Raw genomic sequence first — 13841 nt, forward strand, 5'->3', positions numbered from 1 at the left:
GTTTAAGCGTTCACCAGTTCTCACCTTGTTCTGCCCGGGCGGCCACCAGCCGCCCGGTCTCCCCTGGCCGCGCGAACCGCGGCCACGCAGAAGGAGTCAGTGTTGAGACGCCAGTCCCACAGACGCACCTCCCACACCGGTAATACTTTCGGCCACAGCACCCGTCGGCGCGCGGCCGCCGGCGCGCTCGTCGCCGTCACCGCCCTGTTGGCCGCGGCCGTCCAGTCGGGCGCCGCCACCGCCGCCCCGGAGAAGGCACCGTCGGCTGCGGGCAAGGCCAACCCGGGCGCGCTCTCCGTGAAGCTCACCCCCGCCCAGCGGGCCGAGCTGATACGCGAGGCCAACGCCACGAAGGCGGAGACCGCCGAGGAGCTGAACCTCGGCGCGAAGGAGAAGCTCGTCGTCCGTGACGTGGTCAAGGACCGCGACGGCACCGTGCACACGCGGTACGAGCGGACGTACGACGGCCTCCCGGTCCTCGGCGGCGACCTGGTCGTCGAGACCTCGAAGGCCGGCGCGACCGAGGGCATCGTCAAAGCCACCAAGGCGAAGATCGGTGTCCCCTCGCTGACGCCCGCCGTCACCAAGGCCAAGGCCGAGAAGCAGGCGCTCGCCGCGGCGAAGGCCGAGGACGCCAAGAGCCCCGAGGTCAACCGGGCGCCCCGCAAGGTCGTCTGGGCCGCGAGCGGCAAGCCCGTCCTCGCCTACGAGACGGTCGTCGGCGGCTTCCAGCACGACGGCACCCCGCAGGAGCTGCACGTCGTCACAGACGCCACCAGCGGCGCGAAGCTGTACGAGTGGGAGGCGATCGAGACAGGCACCGGCAACACGGTGTACAGCGGCTCGGTCACCCTCGGCACCACGCAGTCGGGTTCGACGTTCAACCTCACCGACGGCACGCGCGGCGGCCACAAGACGTACAACCTGAACCGTGGCACCTCCGGCACCGGAACCCTGTTCTCCGGCCCCGACGACGTGTGGGGCAACGGCGCCGCGTCGAACCTGGAGTCGGCCGCCGCCGATGCCCACTACGGTGCGGCGCTGACCTGGGACTACTACAAGAACGTGCACGGCCGCAGCGGCATCCGCGGGGACGGCGTCGGCGCCTACTCGCGCGTGCACTACGGCAACAACTACGTCAACGCGTTCTGGCAGGACGCCTGCTTCTGCATGACGTACGGCGACGGCTCGGGCAACGCCAACCCGCTGACGTCGATCGACGTGGCCGCGCACGAGATGACCCACGGCCTCACGTCCAACACGGCCGGTCTCAACTACTCCGGTGAGTCCGGTGGCCTGAACGAGGCCACCTCGGACATCTTCGGCTCCACGGTCGAGTTCTACGCGGCGAACTCCTCCGACGTCGGTGACTACCTCATCGGCGAGGAGATCAACATCAACGGCGACGGCACGCCGCTGCGTTACATGGACAGGCCGAGCAAGGACGGCTCGTCCAAGGACGCCTGGTACTCGGGCATCGGCTCGATCGACGTGCACTACTCGTCGGGCCCCGCGAACCACTTCTTCTACCTCCTCTCCGAGGGCAGCGGCGCCAAGACCATCAACGGCGTCAGCTACGACTCGCCCACCTCGGACGGCCTCCCGGTGACCGGCATCGGCCGCGCCAAGGCGGAGCAGATCTGGTTCAAGGCGCTCACCACGAAGTTCACGTCGACGACCAACTACGCGGCGGCCCGCACCGGCACGCTCGCGGTCGCCGGTGAGCTGTACGGCACCACGTCCGCCGAGTACACGGCGGTGCAGAACGCGTGGGCGGGCATCAACGTGGGCACCCGGCCCGGCGGTGGCGGGGGCGGCGGCACGTCGTTCGAGAGCACGACCGACGTATCGATTCCGGACAACGGAGCGGCGGTCACCTCACCGGTCACCGTCTCCGGCCGGACCGGCAACGCCCCCTCGAACCTCCCGGTCGCCGTGGACATCGTCCACACCTACGTCGGTGACCTCCAGGTCCAGCTGGTCGCCCCCGACGGCACGGCGTACACCATGAAGGCGTACGGCGCCGGTGGCAGCTCGGACAACCTCAACACCACGTACACCGTGAACGCGTCCTCCGAAGTCGCCAACGGTGTCTGGCAGTTGCGGGTCCAGGACAACGCGGCCCGGGACACCGGCTACATCAACAGCTGGAAGCTGACGTTCCCGTAGGGCGCGGCACGGCCCTTCGTATACGGGGCCCGCTGTGAGCGTGATGTGAGAGGGCGCCGCCCCGGGGGATCCAACTCCCCTGGGCGGCGCCTTCTTTGCCGTCCTCCGGGGCCTGCTTTGCTGCGCCTTTACCGCGTTCGAAACCGTTTTACATGGCGGCAACATTTCCGGACGGTTGATTTTCAGCCAACATCACTTTGCCCTCCTGACATGTACGCGCCCCTACTGGCACGCTTCACCCACCCGCCGCACTCGTAACTTCAGATCCGCCGGACGACACCCCATGCCGTCCGGTCTCCCCCACCAAGGAGCATGAGTGACCCAGTTCTACGCGCGTCACAAGCGAACCACGCTGGCCATCGCGACCGCCGTCGCCGCCGGCGCGCTGCTGACCACCGGGCTGACCTCCGGCGCCACCGCCCAGCCCGCGCCCGTCGCGGACAAGGCCAAGCCGGCCGGTGCCCCGGTCGCGCTGACCCCCGCCGCGCGCACCGCCCTGATCAAGAAGGCGGACGCGGCCACGACCGAGACCGCCGACGAGATAGGCCTGGGCGCCAAGGAGGACCTGGTCGTCCGTGACGTCCTCAAGGACGCGGACGGCACGGTCCACACGCGCTACGAGCGCACGTTCGGCGGACTCCCGGTCCTCGGCGGCGACCTGGTCGTCCACGAGTCCAAGGCGGGCGCCATCAAGAGCGTCACCAAGGCCACCAAGGCCACCGTCAAGGTCTCCGACCTCACCGCGGACGTCACCAAGGCCACCGCCGAGAAGCAGGCGCTGAAGGCCGCCAAGGCCGAGGGCTCCACCAAGACCGAGGCCGACAAGGCCCCGCGCAAGGTCGTCTGGGCGGCCGACGGCAAGCCCGCGCTCGCCTACGAGACGGTGGTCGGCGGCTTCCAGCACGACGGCACCCCGCAGCAGCTCCACGTGATCACCGACGCGGAGACCGGCAAGAAGCTGTTCGAGTTCGAGGCCATCCAGACCGGCACCGGCAACAGCAAGTACAACGGCTCGGTCACCATCGGCACGACCCTGTCGGGCTCGACGTACAACCTGACGGACGCCTCGCGCGGCAACCACAAGACGTACAACAAGGCCCGCTCCACGTCGTCCTCGGCCGGCACGCTCTTCACCGACGCCAACGACGCCTGGGGCACCGGCAGCGCCTCCAGCTCCTCCACCGACCAGAACGCCGCCGTGGACGCCCACTACGGCGCCCAGGTCACCTGGGACTTCTACAAGAACGTCCTCGGTCGCAACGGCATCAAGAACAACGGCGTCGCCGCCTACTCCCGCGTCCACTACGGCAACGCGTACGTCAACGCGTTCTGGGACGACAGCTGCTTCTGCATGACGTACGGCGACGGCGACGGCAACGTCAAGCCGCTGACCTCCCTGGACATCGCGGGCCACGAGATGTCCCACGGCCTGACCTCCAACACGGCCGGCCTCAACTACTCCGGCGAGTCCGGTGGCCTGAACGAGGCCACCTCCGACATCTTCGGCACGGCGGTCGAGTTCTACGCGGCCAACACCAAGGACGTCGGCGACTACCTCATCGGCGAGAAGGTCGACATCTTCGGCGACGGCGCCCCGCTGCGTTACATGGACCAGCCCAGCAAGGACGGCGACTCGGCCAACTACTGGTCCTCGTCCCTGGCGAGCCTGGACGTCCACTACTCGTCGGGCCCGGCGAACCACTTCTTCTACCTCCTCTCGGAGGGCAGCGGCGCGAAGACGATCAACGGGGTCTCGTACAACTCCCCCACCTCCAACGGCGCCACGATCACCGGCATCGGCCGCGCCAAGGCCGTCCAGATCTGGTACAAGGCGCTGAGCACGTACATGACCTCGACGACCAACTACAAGGGCGCCCGCACGGCGACCCTGAACGCGGCGTCCTCCCTCTACGGCGCCAGCAGCACGGAGTACGCGGCCGTGAACGCGGCGTGGGCGGCGGTCAACGTCAAGGCCTGACCTGACGTGGTGGTGCAGGTGCAGGTGTAGTTGTAGGTGACTGGGGCGGTACCCGGAGAGAAGGCGACTCCGGGTGCCGCCCTACGCTGTGCCCCATGTCCCACACCGACGGCTCACAGTCCCTCCCGTCTCCGGACGGCTTCACCTACGAGGCCGTCGGCGCGACCCGCGAGGGCCACTGCCCACCCGACTTCAACCCCCTGCACGTCCGCTCTCGCATAGGCGAGGGCACGGACGTGTTCGAGCGGGCCGCGCACGCCGTCCGCACCTGGGAGATGCACCGCGCGATGGGCGTCGGCATACGCGCCTCCGCCCCCGAGGCGGCCCCCGGCGTCGACGTGACGGTGACGTTGGGCGGCGTCATCAAGGCCCCGTGCCGGGTGGTGTGGACCATGGACGAGCCCCGCCGCAAGGGCTGGGCCTACGGCACGCTCCCGGGCCACCCGGAGTGCGGCGAGGAGGCCTTCGTCGTCGACCGCACCGGAGACGGCACCGTCTGGCTCACGGTCACGGCCTTCAGCCGCGCCGCGAAGTGGTACGCCCGTGCGGGCGGGGCGGCGACCAGGGGGTTGCAGCATGCTTATGCGCGGCGGTGCGGGGTGGTGTTGCGGAGGCTGGTCGAGGACCCGAAGGGGTGATCCGGGCCGGAGTGCACACGACACCGCAGCCCGCCGGCGTAGACATAGCGGTGTTCCGTAGACATACGTTGTGTTGCCTCACGTCGTGTTGCGGCTGAGGGAGCGAAGTGGCTTACGAGTGGCGGCTGTTCTGGGTCGGTGATGGCGGAGTGCCCGCTACCGACTGGCCGGTGACAGGGTGGGAAGACCTAGAGGCGCGCGAGCACGCGCTCGGACTGCGTGAGCAGCAGCCGATCCTCGTCTCGCCAGAGGGCCGGGTCGATCCCCGGCTGAGCGAGTGCTTCCGGAGGTCGGCGTTCTCCGCGAAGTCGCAGGGCACGCAGCTCACCTACGCGCCGCTGTACCGGTTGTTCTTCACCTTCCTGTGGCAGCGCGGTCTGAACTGGGACGGGGCGTCGGAGGACGACGTCGAGGACTGGGAGGCGTGGCGCCAGCGGGGAGCGGAGAACCCGGCGCCGGTCGGCGGCGGGACCTGGGCGAAGGAACTGGCCGCACTGAAGTTGCTGTACGACATCGCGGACAAACGCGGCTTCGTGCCGGTGAACCCGGTGACCCTGCCCGTGTCATCGGACGTGAAGACCTCGGACGTGAAGTGGCTGTCGCCCCGGGCCTTTCGGCTGTGGCGCAACGTGGGGCTCGGCGGGATGCTACCGAGCGGTCTGGAGGACGAGGCGCGGCGCGGCCGGTACGCCGGGCGGGACACGGCGTACGCCGACCTGCTGTACTCCAGCGGCTTGCGGCGACGCGAGGGTGGCACCCTGCTGACTAGTGCTGTGACCGCATAGGTTCACCGGGAAGCTCGCGGCGTCCGGCGCGGTGCGTCGCACGGCGGAGCGTCGGCCTTGTACCGGCCGTACTCGGGCGATGCGACAACGCGGCGAGGTGCGTGCCGGGCGTCGCGAGCCGGCGAACCTACGCGGTCACAGCGCTGGGCCACTGCTCCTCGATCCGTTCAGGGTGAGGTCTCCCCGCATCCGCTCGGTCTCCGCGTGCGCGGATCCGGAACGGCGAGCCGCAGCCGCGGACAGGGGTCTGCCACTCGGTGGCGGCGTTCCTTCGACGCCGGCGGGAGCATGACCGGACTCTCGGGAGAAGGCCCGGCGGCCGTCACGTTCAGCGCACTGCGGCTGGCAGATCACCGTGGCGGACCGAAGGATGTGCTGTGACGGACGGCTGCGTGCTCCTCGCGGCCCGGCCGTCGCGAATCACCACGACGGCCACGCGCCGACCAGCCTGGAGGAACGATGTCCCCCGCCCCCTTCGCGCTCGTAGCGTTCGCACACCCACGCCGTAGCGCACGAGGCCACTGGCTCGTCCGGTTGAGTGTCAGCCTGGCAGCGGGTTCCGTGGCCGTCCTACCGGCCGCCGCTCCGCAGGCGGCCGCAGCGCAAGCCGGCTCGGTGCCGCACAAGGACCGGCTCCACACCCGCGTCTACGTCACCAACGCCGGCTCGGACACCGTCTCGGTGATCGACACCGGCACCGGCACCGTTGCCGGCACCCCGATCCGCGTCGGCGACAACCCCGTCGCCGTGGCCACCGACACCGTTCGCGGTCGTGCCTACGTGGCCAACGCCGGTTCGAACACCGTTTCGGTGATCGACACCGGCACCGACACGGTTGTCGGCACCCCGATTCCGGTGGGCACCTTCCCCGTCGGGGTGGCCATCGATGCCCGCCGCGGTCGCGCCTACGTCACCAACAACGGCTCGAACACGGTCACGGTCATCGCCACCCGCACCAACACCGTCGTCGGTGCCCCGATCCCGGTCGGCAATACCCCCGTCGGGGTGGCCACCGACACCGTTCGTGGTCGCGCCTACGTCACCAACCTCAATTCCGGCACGGTGTCGGTGATCGACACCGACACCGACGCGGTCGTCGGCACCCCGATCGCCGTCGGCGCTTTCCCCGCCGGGGTGGCCACCGACATCCGCCGCGGTCGCGCCTACGCGACCACCCTCTTGGAGACCGTTGCAGTGATCAGCACCCGCACCAACACGGTCGTCGGCGACCCGATCCCCGTCGGCCACGGCCCCCTCGCCGTGGCCACCGACGCCCGCCGCGGTCGCGCCTACGTGGCCAACAACGGTTCGAACACCGTCACGGTGATCAACACGGACACCGACACGGTGGTCGGCGATCCGATCCCCGTCGGCGCCAACCCGCAGGGAGTGGCCTCCGACGCCGCGTGCGGTCGCGCCTACGTGGCCAACAACGGTTCGAACACCGTCACGGTGATCAACACGGACACCGACACGGTGGTCGGCGATCCGATCCCCGTCGGTGCCAACCCGCTGGGAGTGGCGTTGTCGGCCGATTCGAACTGCGCGCCGTCGGCTCCCGGGCGGCCCGCCGGGGAATGAGCCCCCCTCCCCGCCGCCCCCCGAGGCGACGGGCTCCCAAGACCCGATCAGCCTGGAGGAACGATGTCCCCTGTCCCCCCTGAGCCCCTATCGGCCGGCCTCTTCTCGCACCCACGCCGTAGCGCACGGCGCCCGGGGCCCGGCCGGCTGAGCGTCACCCTGGCAGCGGCGGTGTCCGTCGCTCTCCTACCCGGTGTCGCCGCGCACGCCGTCGCGGCTCCGGCCGGGACGTCGCCGCACAAGGACCGGCTTGAGAATCGTCTTTACGTCACCAACGCAGGTTCGGACAACGTTTCGGTGATCAGCACCAGGAACAGGGCGGTCGTCGGCGACCCGATCCCCGTCGGCAGCAGCCCCGAAGGCGTGGCCACCGACAACGTTCGCGGTCGCGCCTACGTGACCAACGGCTTCTCGAACACCGTGTCGGTGATCGACACGGACACCGACACGGTGGTCGGCGATCCGATCCCCGTCGGCAGCTTCCCGTCCGAGGTGGCCATCGACTCCCGCAGAGGTCGCGCCTACGTCACCAACTTCAGCTCCGACACCGTCTCGGTGATCAACATCGACACGAATACGGTCGTGGGCTCCCCGATCCCGATCGGCGACGGCCCGCAGGGGGTGGCCATCGACCCCGTCCGCGGTCGCGCCTATGTCGCCGACTTCGGTTCGAACACCGTCTCGGTGATCGACACCGACACCGACACCGTCGTCGGCGATCCGATCCCGGTCGGCAGGTTCCCCGTCGGAGTGGCCATCGACACCCGCCGTGATCGCGTCTACGTGGCCAACAACGGCTCGAACACCGTTTCGGTCATCAACACCCGCACCGACGCGGTCGTCGGGAACCCCATCCCGGTCGGCGACTTCCCGGCCGGGGTGGCCACCGACCATCGCCTCGGTCGCGCCTACGTCACCAACTCCGGCTCGAACAGCGTTTCCGTCATCGACACCGACACCGACACGGTCGTGGGCACCCCGATCCCCGTCGGCACCAACCCCGCCGGGGTGGTCACCGACGCCGTTTGCGGTCGCGCCTACGTGGCCAACAACGGCTCGAACACGGTCTCGGTCATCAGCACCCGCACCGACGCGGTCGTCGGCACCCCGATCCCCGTGGGCAGCAAGCCGCAGGGACTGGCGTTGTCAGCGGATTCGAAGTGCGGGTCGCCGACTCCCGGATGGCCCGCCGGGGAATAGGCGCTCCACCTCCCGCCGCCCGCCGCGGCAGGCGTGAACGCGCAGGCGAACGGCTCCCGACCGGCACACCGGTCGGGAGCCGTTCCGTGGCCACCGCCCGCCGGGCACCGCGATCCGGGGATCCGGACTCACGACAGCCTTTTCCACTCACCCCGCATGGCACCGGACCCAACGAGCCCAACCACCCGCCTGTCCGATGATCCGCCGGACCGGCCTGTCCGAAGCTGACGGAGGGGGTGTGTCAACTTAACGGCTGATCTTGGTTGTTGAAGGTCAGTTGTTGCTCGGGGTGAGGCGGCCTTCGAAGGCGATCTGGAAGGCGTTCAGGGGCGCCTTCCAGCGCATGGTCCACCGCTTGCGGCCCTTGCCGGTCGGGTCCAGGCTCATCAGCGCCATGTAGATGCACTTCAAAGCGGCGGCCTCGTTGGGGAAGTGCCCGCGGGCGCGGACAGCCCTGCGGATGCGGGCGTTAACGCTCTCGATCGCGTTCGTGCTGCAGATGACCTTGCGTATCTCGACGTCGAAGGAGAGGAAGGGCACGAACTCGGCCCAGGCGTCCGACCACAGCTTCACGATCGCCGGATACTTCCCTCCCCAGGACTCCTGGAACTCCAGGAACCGCTCCGTCGCCGCATCCTCGCTGGGTGCGGTGTAGACGGGCTTGAGCGCCCCTGCGACCTTGTCCCAGTCCTGACGGGCGGCGTAACGGAACGAATTGCGCAGCAGGTGAACCACGCACGTCTGGACAATCGTGCGGGGCCAGACGGCCTCCACCGCATCGGGAAGGCCCTTGAGCCCGTCGCAGACGAGCATGAGCACGTCGTCCAGGCCGCGGTTCTTCAGCTCCGTGAACACGTGCAGCCAGTACTTCGCGCCCTCGCCGCCGTCGCCGGCCCAGATGCCGAGGATGTCGCGGGTGCCGTCCACGGTCACCGCCATCACCACGTAGATCGGACGGTTCGCGACCTTTCCTTCCCTGATCTTCACGTTGATGGCGTCCACGAACAGGACGGGGTAGACGCGGTCGAGGGGCCGGTTCTGCCATTCGGCCATGCCGTCCATGACCTTATCGGTGATGGTGGAGATGGTCTGTTTGGACACCTCCGCTCCGTAGACCTCGGCGAGATGAGCGGAGATCTCTCCGTGAGTGAGGCCCTTCGCGGACAAGGAGAGCACCATCTCGTCGACGCCGGTCAGACGCCGTTGGCGCTTCTTGACGATCTGCGGCTCGAAGCTGCCGGCGGTATCGCGCGGCACCCTCACCTCCACCGGGCCGACATCGGTCAGCACGGTCTTCGCCCGGGTCCCGTTGCGGCTGTTGCCGTTGTTCTTCCCGGCCGGATCGTGCTTCTCGTAGCCGACGTGGTCGGTGATCTCGCCCTCCAGAGCGGACTCGAGCACTCGCTTCGTGAGCTGTTGCAACAGCCCGCCCTCGCCGGTCAGTTGCAGCCCCTCGTTTCGGGCACGGTCAACGAGCATCGCAACGAGCTGCTCGTCCGACACCGCACTCGTCGGTGCCTGAACCACCTGCTCGGCCTGCTCGTTCTCCACGACGGTCTCCGTCATCAGACGCATCTCCTTGATCAGCAGATCCGCCGTTGATTAGACACTCCCGACGGAGGGGTCATGGGGATCGAGCTTGAGATTTTGTGGCTGGTCGTGGCGAGTTGACGGATGCGGCGTGAGAGCGGATGGCGCCGCTCTTGCCCACGCCGGATGGTCGGGGGCGACCCTGGCGTGACTGCTGTAGTCGGCCTCAAAGGCGACCACACGGAAGCCCCGTTCGTGCAGCGCGTGTGCCTGCCAGCCGGCGTTGGTGGTTTTGCCCGCAGTCCGCGGACTGATGTGGGCGATGATCATCTGCTTCTACCTTTCTGCTGCGAGACCCGCCGGACAGAAGGTCTCCGACGGCGCGACCACCACGATGGTGCCGCTGATGGCCGCCACCCTGCTGGTCGTCGTCGCCTCCCAGGTCCCCAAGCTCGGCGGCAGCCTGGCCGACGTCGCCGCCGTCGTCCCCTTCTACGTCGCGTTCCTCGTCGTGATGGCGTTCGCCGGCAAGGCCGTGGCACGCCTGTTCCGCCTGGACCCGCCCGGGAGCCGGGCCATCGTCTTCACCGGCGCGACCCGCAACTCCCTCGTCGTGCTCCCCCTCGCCCTGGCACTGCCCGACGACCTGGCCGTGGCCGCCGTCGTCGTGGTCACCCAGACCCTCGTCGAGGTCCTCGGCATGGTCACCTACGTCCGGCTCATCCCCCGCCTGGTGCCCGCCAAGGACCACAGCGGCAGCGTTCCCGTCGCCCCCTGGCAACCGCAGGCCCCGCGGTCCGAGAGCTGACTCCCGACCGTGCGGCAGCTCGGACGGCAGGCCCAGCCGGATGCACTCCCGCTCTCGCAACTGCGGGCGCTGCCAAACTCGTTGGCCATCGTCGGGGCCTCAACTCGGCGGCAGCGAACGCGGCCCGCTGCCCCGGTGGCCGCGCGGCACCGGCCGCACCGTCCCCGACGGCTGGGTCTCCGCGCCGACGGCCAGGTCGCCGGCCTCGCGCGTCGGCTGGGCACCGGCGAGCGGTCGGCCTGGAGCAGTTCCGCGACGGTGCAGTTCAACGCCGCGCACATCAGGTCCAGGTCGTCGAGCCGGAGGGTGACCGGCTTGCCGCCCCACAGCGCGGCGACCTTGCTCAGCGAGGGGTTGAACCCCACCTTGCCGCCTTCTCGGGCAGCGCCTCGACCGCGTACCGGCGGGCATCGAACCCACCTTCGCTGAGGTGGCGCCACGAGTGCCGGCGGTCACGCCAGCGCTGGCACCACTCCGAGGTCAAGGGGATCTCGGTCAAGTAATCGAACGGCAGGGCATCTTGGACGGTTCTCATCGGCCGACGGACCCTCGTCCTGGTAGCGTCATCCGCCGAGTGGCAACACGCGGCAACCGTCCGCAGAACCGGAGATTCCCGGGATCTCGAAGTCCACGTCAAGCGGCTTCGTCGTGCGGAGTGAGACTGATGGTCAAGTCGGCACCAAGGGCACGGGCCAAGCGGCGCAGCAGCGGAAGGGTGGGCACCGTGCCGCCGGCTTCGAAGCGGGAGATCTGCGGCTGTTTCATCCCGCACCGTTCAGCCAGCTCGGCCTGGGACAGCCCGAGTTCGGTGCGCCGGTCGTGAACGAGTCGGCCCAGCTCGCGGGCGAGTGCTGTGGGGGCGTCACGCATGGCTCCTCCCGAGCTCAGGCGGCCGAGGTGATGATGGTGACGGTCGGCTCGTCCCCAGGGGCAAGGTGCATGTCGACGGTGAGGTCCAGGGCTCGGGCCAGGCGCATGATGACGGCGACGGGCGGCAGTTCGGTGGCGGTCTCGATGCCTTCGATCTCGTCGGTGGTCGTGTGCAGGCGCTCGGCCAGGTCGGCCTCGCTCAGCCCGAGTTGCTTGCGCCGGTCGTAGACGGCCTTGCCCAGCGTCATGGCCAGGCCGGCTTCTTCGTAGACGCGGTCGTACTCGGGGTCGGCATCGAGATGTTCGCCGATCATCTGGTGGTGGCGGCGGGTCCTCCATTCGCTGTGATTAATCGGTTCTCCTTGAGGTCGCGGCTGTAGAGGTCGTGCTCGGCGGCTGCCTGGTGCTCGGCTTCGCACACCCGTTGAACGGCGTGCGCGCGGTCCACTTCGGACTGCTCGCGCATCTTGGTTTCACAACGTCGCCCAGAACGTCAAGACCGCCACACCTCGGCCGAGACGCTTCCTGCCCCTCACGGCGGGGTGGTGTTGCAGAGGTTGTGCGGTCACCCGAAGGAGTGAGACTTGTCGAAGTGGGTGCCGACAGATTTCAGCTAAATAGACTTAGACGGAATCAGTCGGCAGCGATTTAGCGATTTACGGGAGAACATCATGGGACGACCTACGACTCAGCGTCCGCCACTCCCGGACAAGCCCCAGGACGTCGTCGACCGGGATCGAGAATGGGCCCTGCTGACGGACTTCATCAGCGATCCCTCCCCGGCCATGCGACTCGGTATCGTGTCGGGGCGACGGCGCCACGGAAAGTCGTTCCTCCTCCAGGCCCTGTCCGAAACGATCGACGGCCTCTACGTCACCGCCATCCGCGAGGAAGGCCGCATCCCGGCACTCAAGCGCTTCAGTGACGTCATCGCCTCGCACGCCGGACTGCACTCCGGCGCTCTGAGCCTTCCGGACTGGCCGGCAGTACTTAGCAGCGCCCTGAACGTCACGGCCCGTAGCTCGACAGTGCCACTCCTGATCATCGACGAGCTGCCGTACCTCCTGCAGCACTCTCCCGAACTGCCGGGATTCCTGCAGCAGTTGTACGACGATCATCAGCGCGGCGAGGGTATCGGCGCCCGCATCATCCTGTGCGGATCGGCCATGAGCGTCATGCACGAACTGCTCTCCGGTACGAAGCCGCTACGCGGGCGCGCGGTCATCGACCTACGTCTGGGAGCCTTCGACTACCGCGCAAGCCGGCACTTCTGGCAGATCGAGGACCCGCTCACCGCACTCCGCGTCCACGCCGTGCTGGGCGGCGCCCCTGGCTACCAACCCATCGCGGGGAACCCGACACCGAACGACGGTTTCGACTCCTGGGTGTCCCGCACACTCCTGGACCCCGGCCGAGCGGTCTATTCACGCACGGAGACCGAGTACCTCCTCCGCGAAGACCCTCGCATCACCCAACACACGCTGTACTACGACCTTCTCTCCGCCATCGCGCAAGGCGCGACCACTCCCACCAAGATCGGCGCCGCCCTCGGCCGGCAACGAAACGCGATCGCACACCCTCTGGACGTCCTGGAATCGACGGGCTACATCCACCGGGAGCAGGACATCCTCCGCCCCCGCCACCCGGTCATCACGCTGGTGGACCCGGTGATCCGCTTCAACCAGCTCATCACGCTTCCTCAGGCGTCAGCCGTGGAGCAGGGTTTCGCGGAGGAGGCCTGGAAGGCATCCACACCCACCTTCAACTCCAAAATCCTCGGCCCGCACTTCGAGGAACTGGCCCGCACCTGGACCCGCCGCTACGCCCACAAGATCCTCCCGGGAGGCCTCCCGGGCCCTGTCGGCACAACAGAGGTCCCCGACCCGGCAGCCCGCACCAAACACGAGGTCGACGTCATCGCCCTGGCCCTCGGCGAGCGCCCTCAGTCGCCACGCGCCCGCATCGCGCTCCTGGGCGAGGCGAAGGCGACGGTGGCCCGGCGGGGAGTCAGCGACCTCCAACGCCTCGAACACATCCGAGACCTGCTCTCCGAGCAGGGCCACGACACGAGCGGGGTGACTCTGGCGCTCTTCTCCCTGTACGGCTTCCACGCCGACGTGAGGGAGATCGCGAAGCGGCGCCCAGACGTGCTGTTGGTCGATCTGGAAACGCTGTACGGCATGTGAGGCCGGGAGAGTGACGCACCCTCATCTCTGGAGGCATTGCCCGCGTCGTCCTTGAGGTAGCTGCCCCGGACATCCTCGGTGCCAGTGGTGTCGTCG

At 68.7% G+C, this 13841-nt stretch carries 9 protein-coding genes and 3 pseudogenes; 8 read left to right on the top strand and 4 right to left on the bottom strand.

The window, feature by feature from the left end; translation table 11 throughout:
* The first annotated feature begins 99 nt into the window (after positions 1-99).
* The 6 genes from OG622_RS16230 (at position 100) to OG622_RS16255 (ending at position 8351) form a co-directional block, all read left to right on the top strand.
* Entirely contained in the window at positions 100-2169 is a 2070-nt protein-coding gene (locus OG622_RS16230; RefSeq protein ID WP_371576804.1) for a M4 family metallopeptidase, read from the top strand.
* Positions 2170-2485: 316 nt separating this feature from the next.
* Positions 2486-4147 (top strand): M4 family metallopeptidase, encoded by a 1662-nt coding sequence (locus OG622_RS16235; RefSeq protein WP_371576805.1) that lies wholly within the window; start codon positions 2486-2488, stop codon positions 4145-4147.
* Positions 4148-4242: 95 nt separating this feature from the next.
* The gene (locus tag OG622_RS16240; protein WP_371576806.1) at positions 4243-4785 is read left to right on the top strand and encodes a DUF1990 family protein; all 543 of its coding nucleotides are present in this window, start codon (positions 4243-4245) and stop codon (positions 4783-4785) included.
* A gap of 170 nt (positions 4786-4955) precedes the next feature.
* On the top strand, positions 4956-5570 hold the full coding sequence (locus tag OG622_RS16245) for a site-specific integrase (RefSeq protein WP_371576807.1): 615 nt from the start codon (positions 4956-4958) through the stop codon (positions 5568-5570).
* A gap of 561 nt (positions 5571-6131) precedes the next feature.
* A complete protein-coding gene (locus OG622_RS16250) occupies positions 6132-7151 on the top strand; it encodes a hypothetical protein (RefSeq protein WP_371576808.1) in 1020 nt (339 codons plus the stop codon).
* Between the two features lie 63 nt (positions 7152-7214).
* Positions 7215-8351 (top strand): YncE family protein, encoded by a 1137-nt coding sequence (locus OG622_RS16255; protein ID WP_371576809.1) that lies wholly within the window; start codon positions 7215-7217, stop codon positions 8349-8351.
* Positions 8352-8624: 273 nt separating this feature from the next.
* Here OG622_RS16255 and OG622_RS16260 read toward each other — a convergent pair whose 3' ends face one another.
* Positions 8625-9830 (bottom strand): IS256 family transposase, encoded by a 1206-nt coding sequence (locus tag OG622_RS16260; protein ID WP_371584098.1) that lies wholly within the window; start codon positions 9828-9830, stop codon positions 8625-8627.
* Between the two features lie 394 nt (positions 9831-10224).
* Between OG622_RS16260 and OG622_RS16265 the strand changes: the two are divergent.
* Positions 10225-10689, top strand: a pseudogene (locus OG622_RS16265) (arsenic resistance protein); the annotation flags it as partial.
* Positions 10690-10788: 99 nt separating this feature from the next.
* Here OG622_RS16265 and OG622_RS16270 read toward each other — a convergent pair.
* The 3 genes and pseudogenes from OG622_RS16270 to OG622_RS16280 all read right to left on the bottom strand — a co-directional run bounded on the left by OG622_RS16270 (position 10789) and on the right by OG622_RS16280 (position 11873).
* Positions 10789-11054: pseudogene (locus OG622_RS16270) on the bottom strand (helix-turn-helix domain-containing protein).
* Positions 11055-11334: 280 nt separating this feature from the next.
* Positions 11335-11538 (bottom strand): annotated as a pseudogene (locus tag OG622_RS16275) (helix-turn-helix domain-containing protein); the annotation flags it as partial.
* Positions 11539-11573: 35 nt separating this feature from the next.
* Complete coding sequence (locus tag OG622_RS16280) at positions 11574-11873, bottom strand: helix-turn-helix domain-containing protein (protein WP_371576810.1); 300 nt, start codon at positions 11871-11873, stop codon at positions 11574-11576.
* A 357-nt stretch (positions 11874-12230) separates the two neighbouring features.
* Between OG622_RS16280 and OG622_RS16285 the strand changes: the two genes are divergently transcribed.
* On the top strand, positions 12231-13745 hold the full coding sequence (locus OG622_RS16285) for an ATP-binding protein (protein WP_371576811.1): 1515 nt from the start codon (positions 12231-12233) through the stop codon (positions 13743-13745).
* Positions 13746-13841: the final 96 nt, after the last annotated feature.

This window comes from Streptomyces sp. NBC_01314 (assembly GCF_041435215.1).
Taxonomy (GTDB): domain Bacteria; phylum Actinomycetota; class Actinomycetes; order Streptomycetales; family Streptomycetaceae; genus Streptomyces.

Bases quoted from the DNA above. Each gene is read 5' to 3' on its own strand.
- OG622_RS16240 (WP_371576806.1), top strand. From the start codon at position 4,243: ATGTCCCACACCGACGGCTCACAGTCCCTCCCGTCTCCGGACGGCTTC.
- OG622_RS16255 (WP_371576809.1), top strand. From the start codon at position 7,215: ATGTCCCCTGTCCCCCCTGAGCCCCTATCGGCCGGCCTCTTCTCGCAC.
- OG622_RS16260 (WP_371584098.1), bottom strand. From the start codon at position 9,830: ATGCTCGTTGACCGTGCCCGAAACGAGGGGCTGCAACTGACCGGCGAG.
- OG622_RS16280 (WP_371576810.1), bottom strand. From the start codon at position 11,873: ATGATCGGCGAACATCTCGATGCCGACCCCGAGTACGACCGCGTCTAC.
- OG622_RS16285 (WP_371576811.1), top strand. From the start codon at position 12,231: ATGGGACGACCTACGACTCAGCGTCCGCCACTCCCGGACAAGCCCCAG.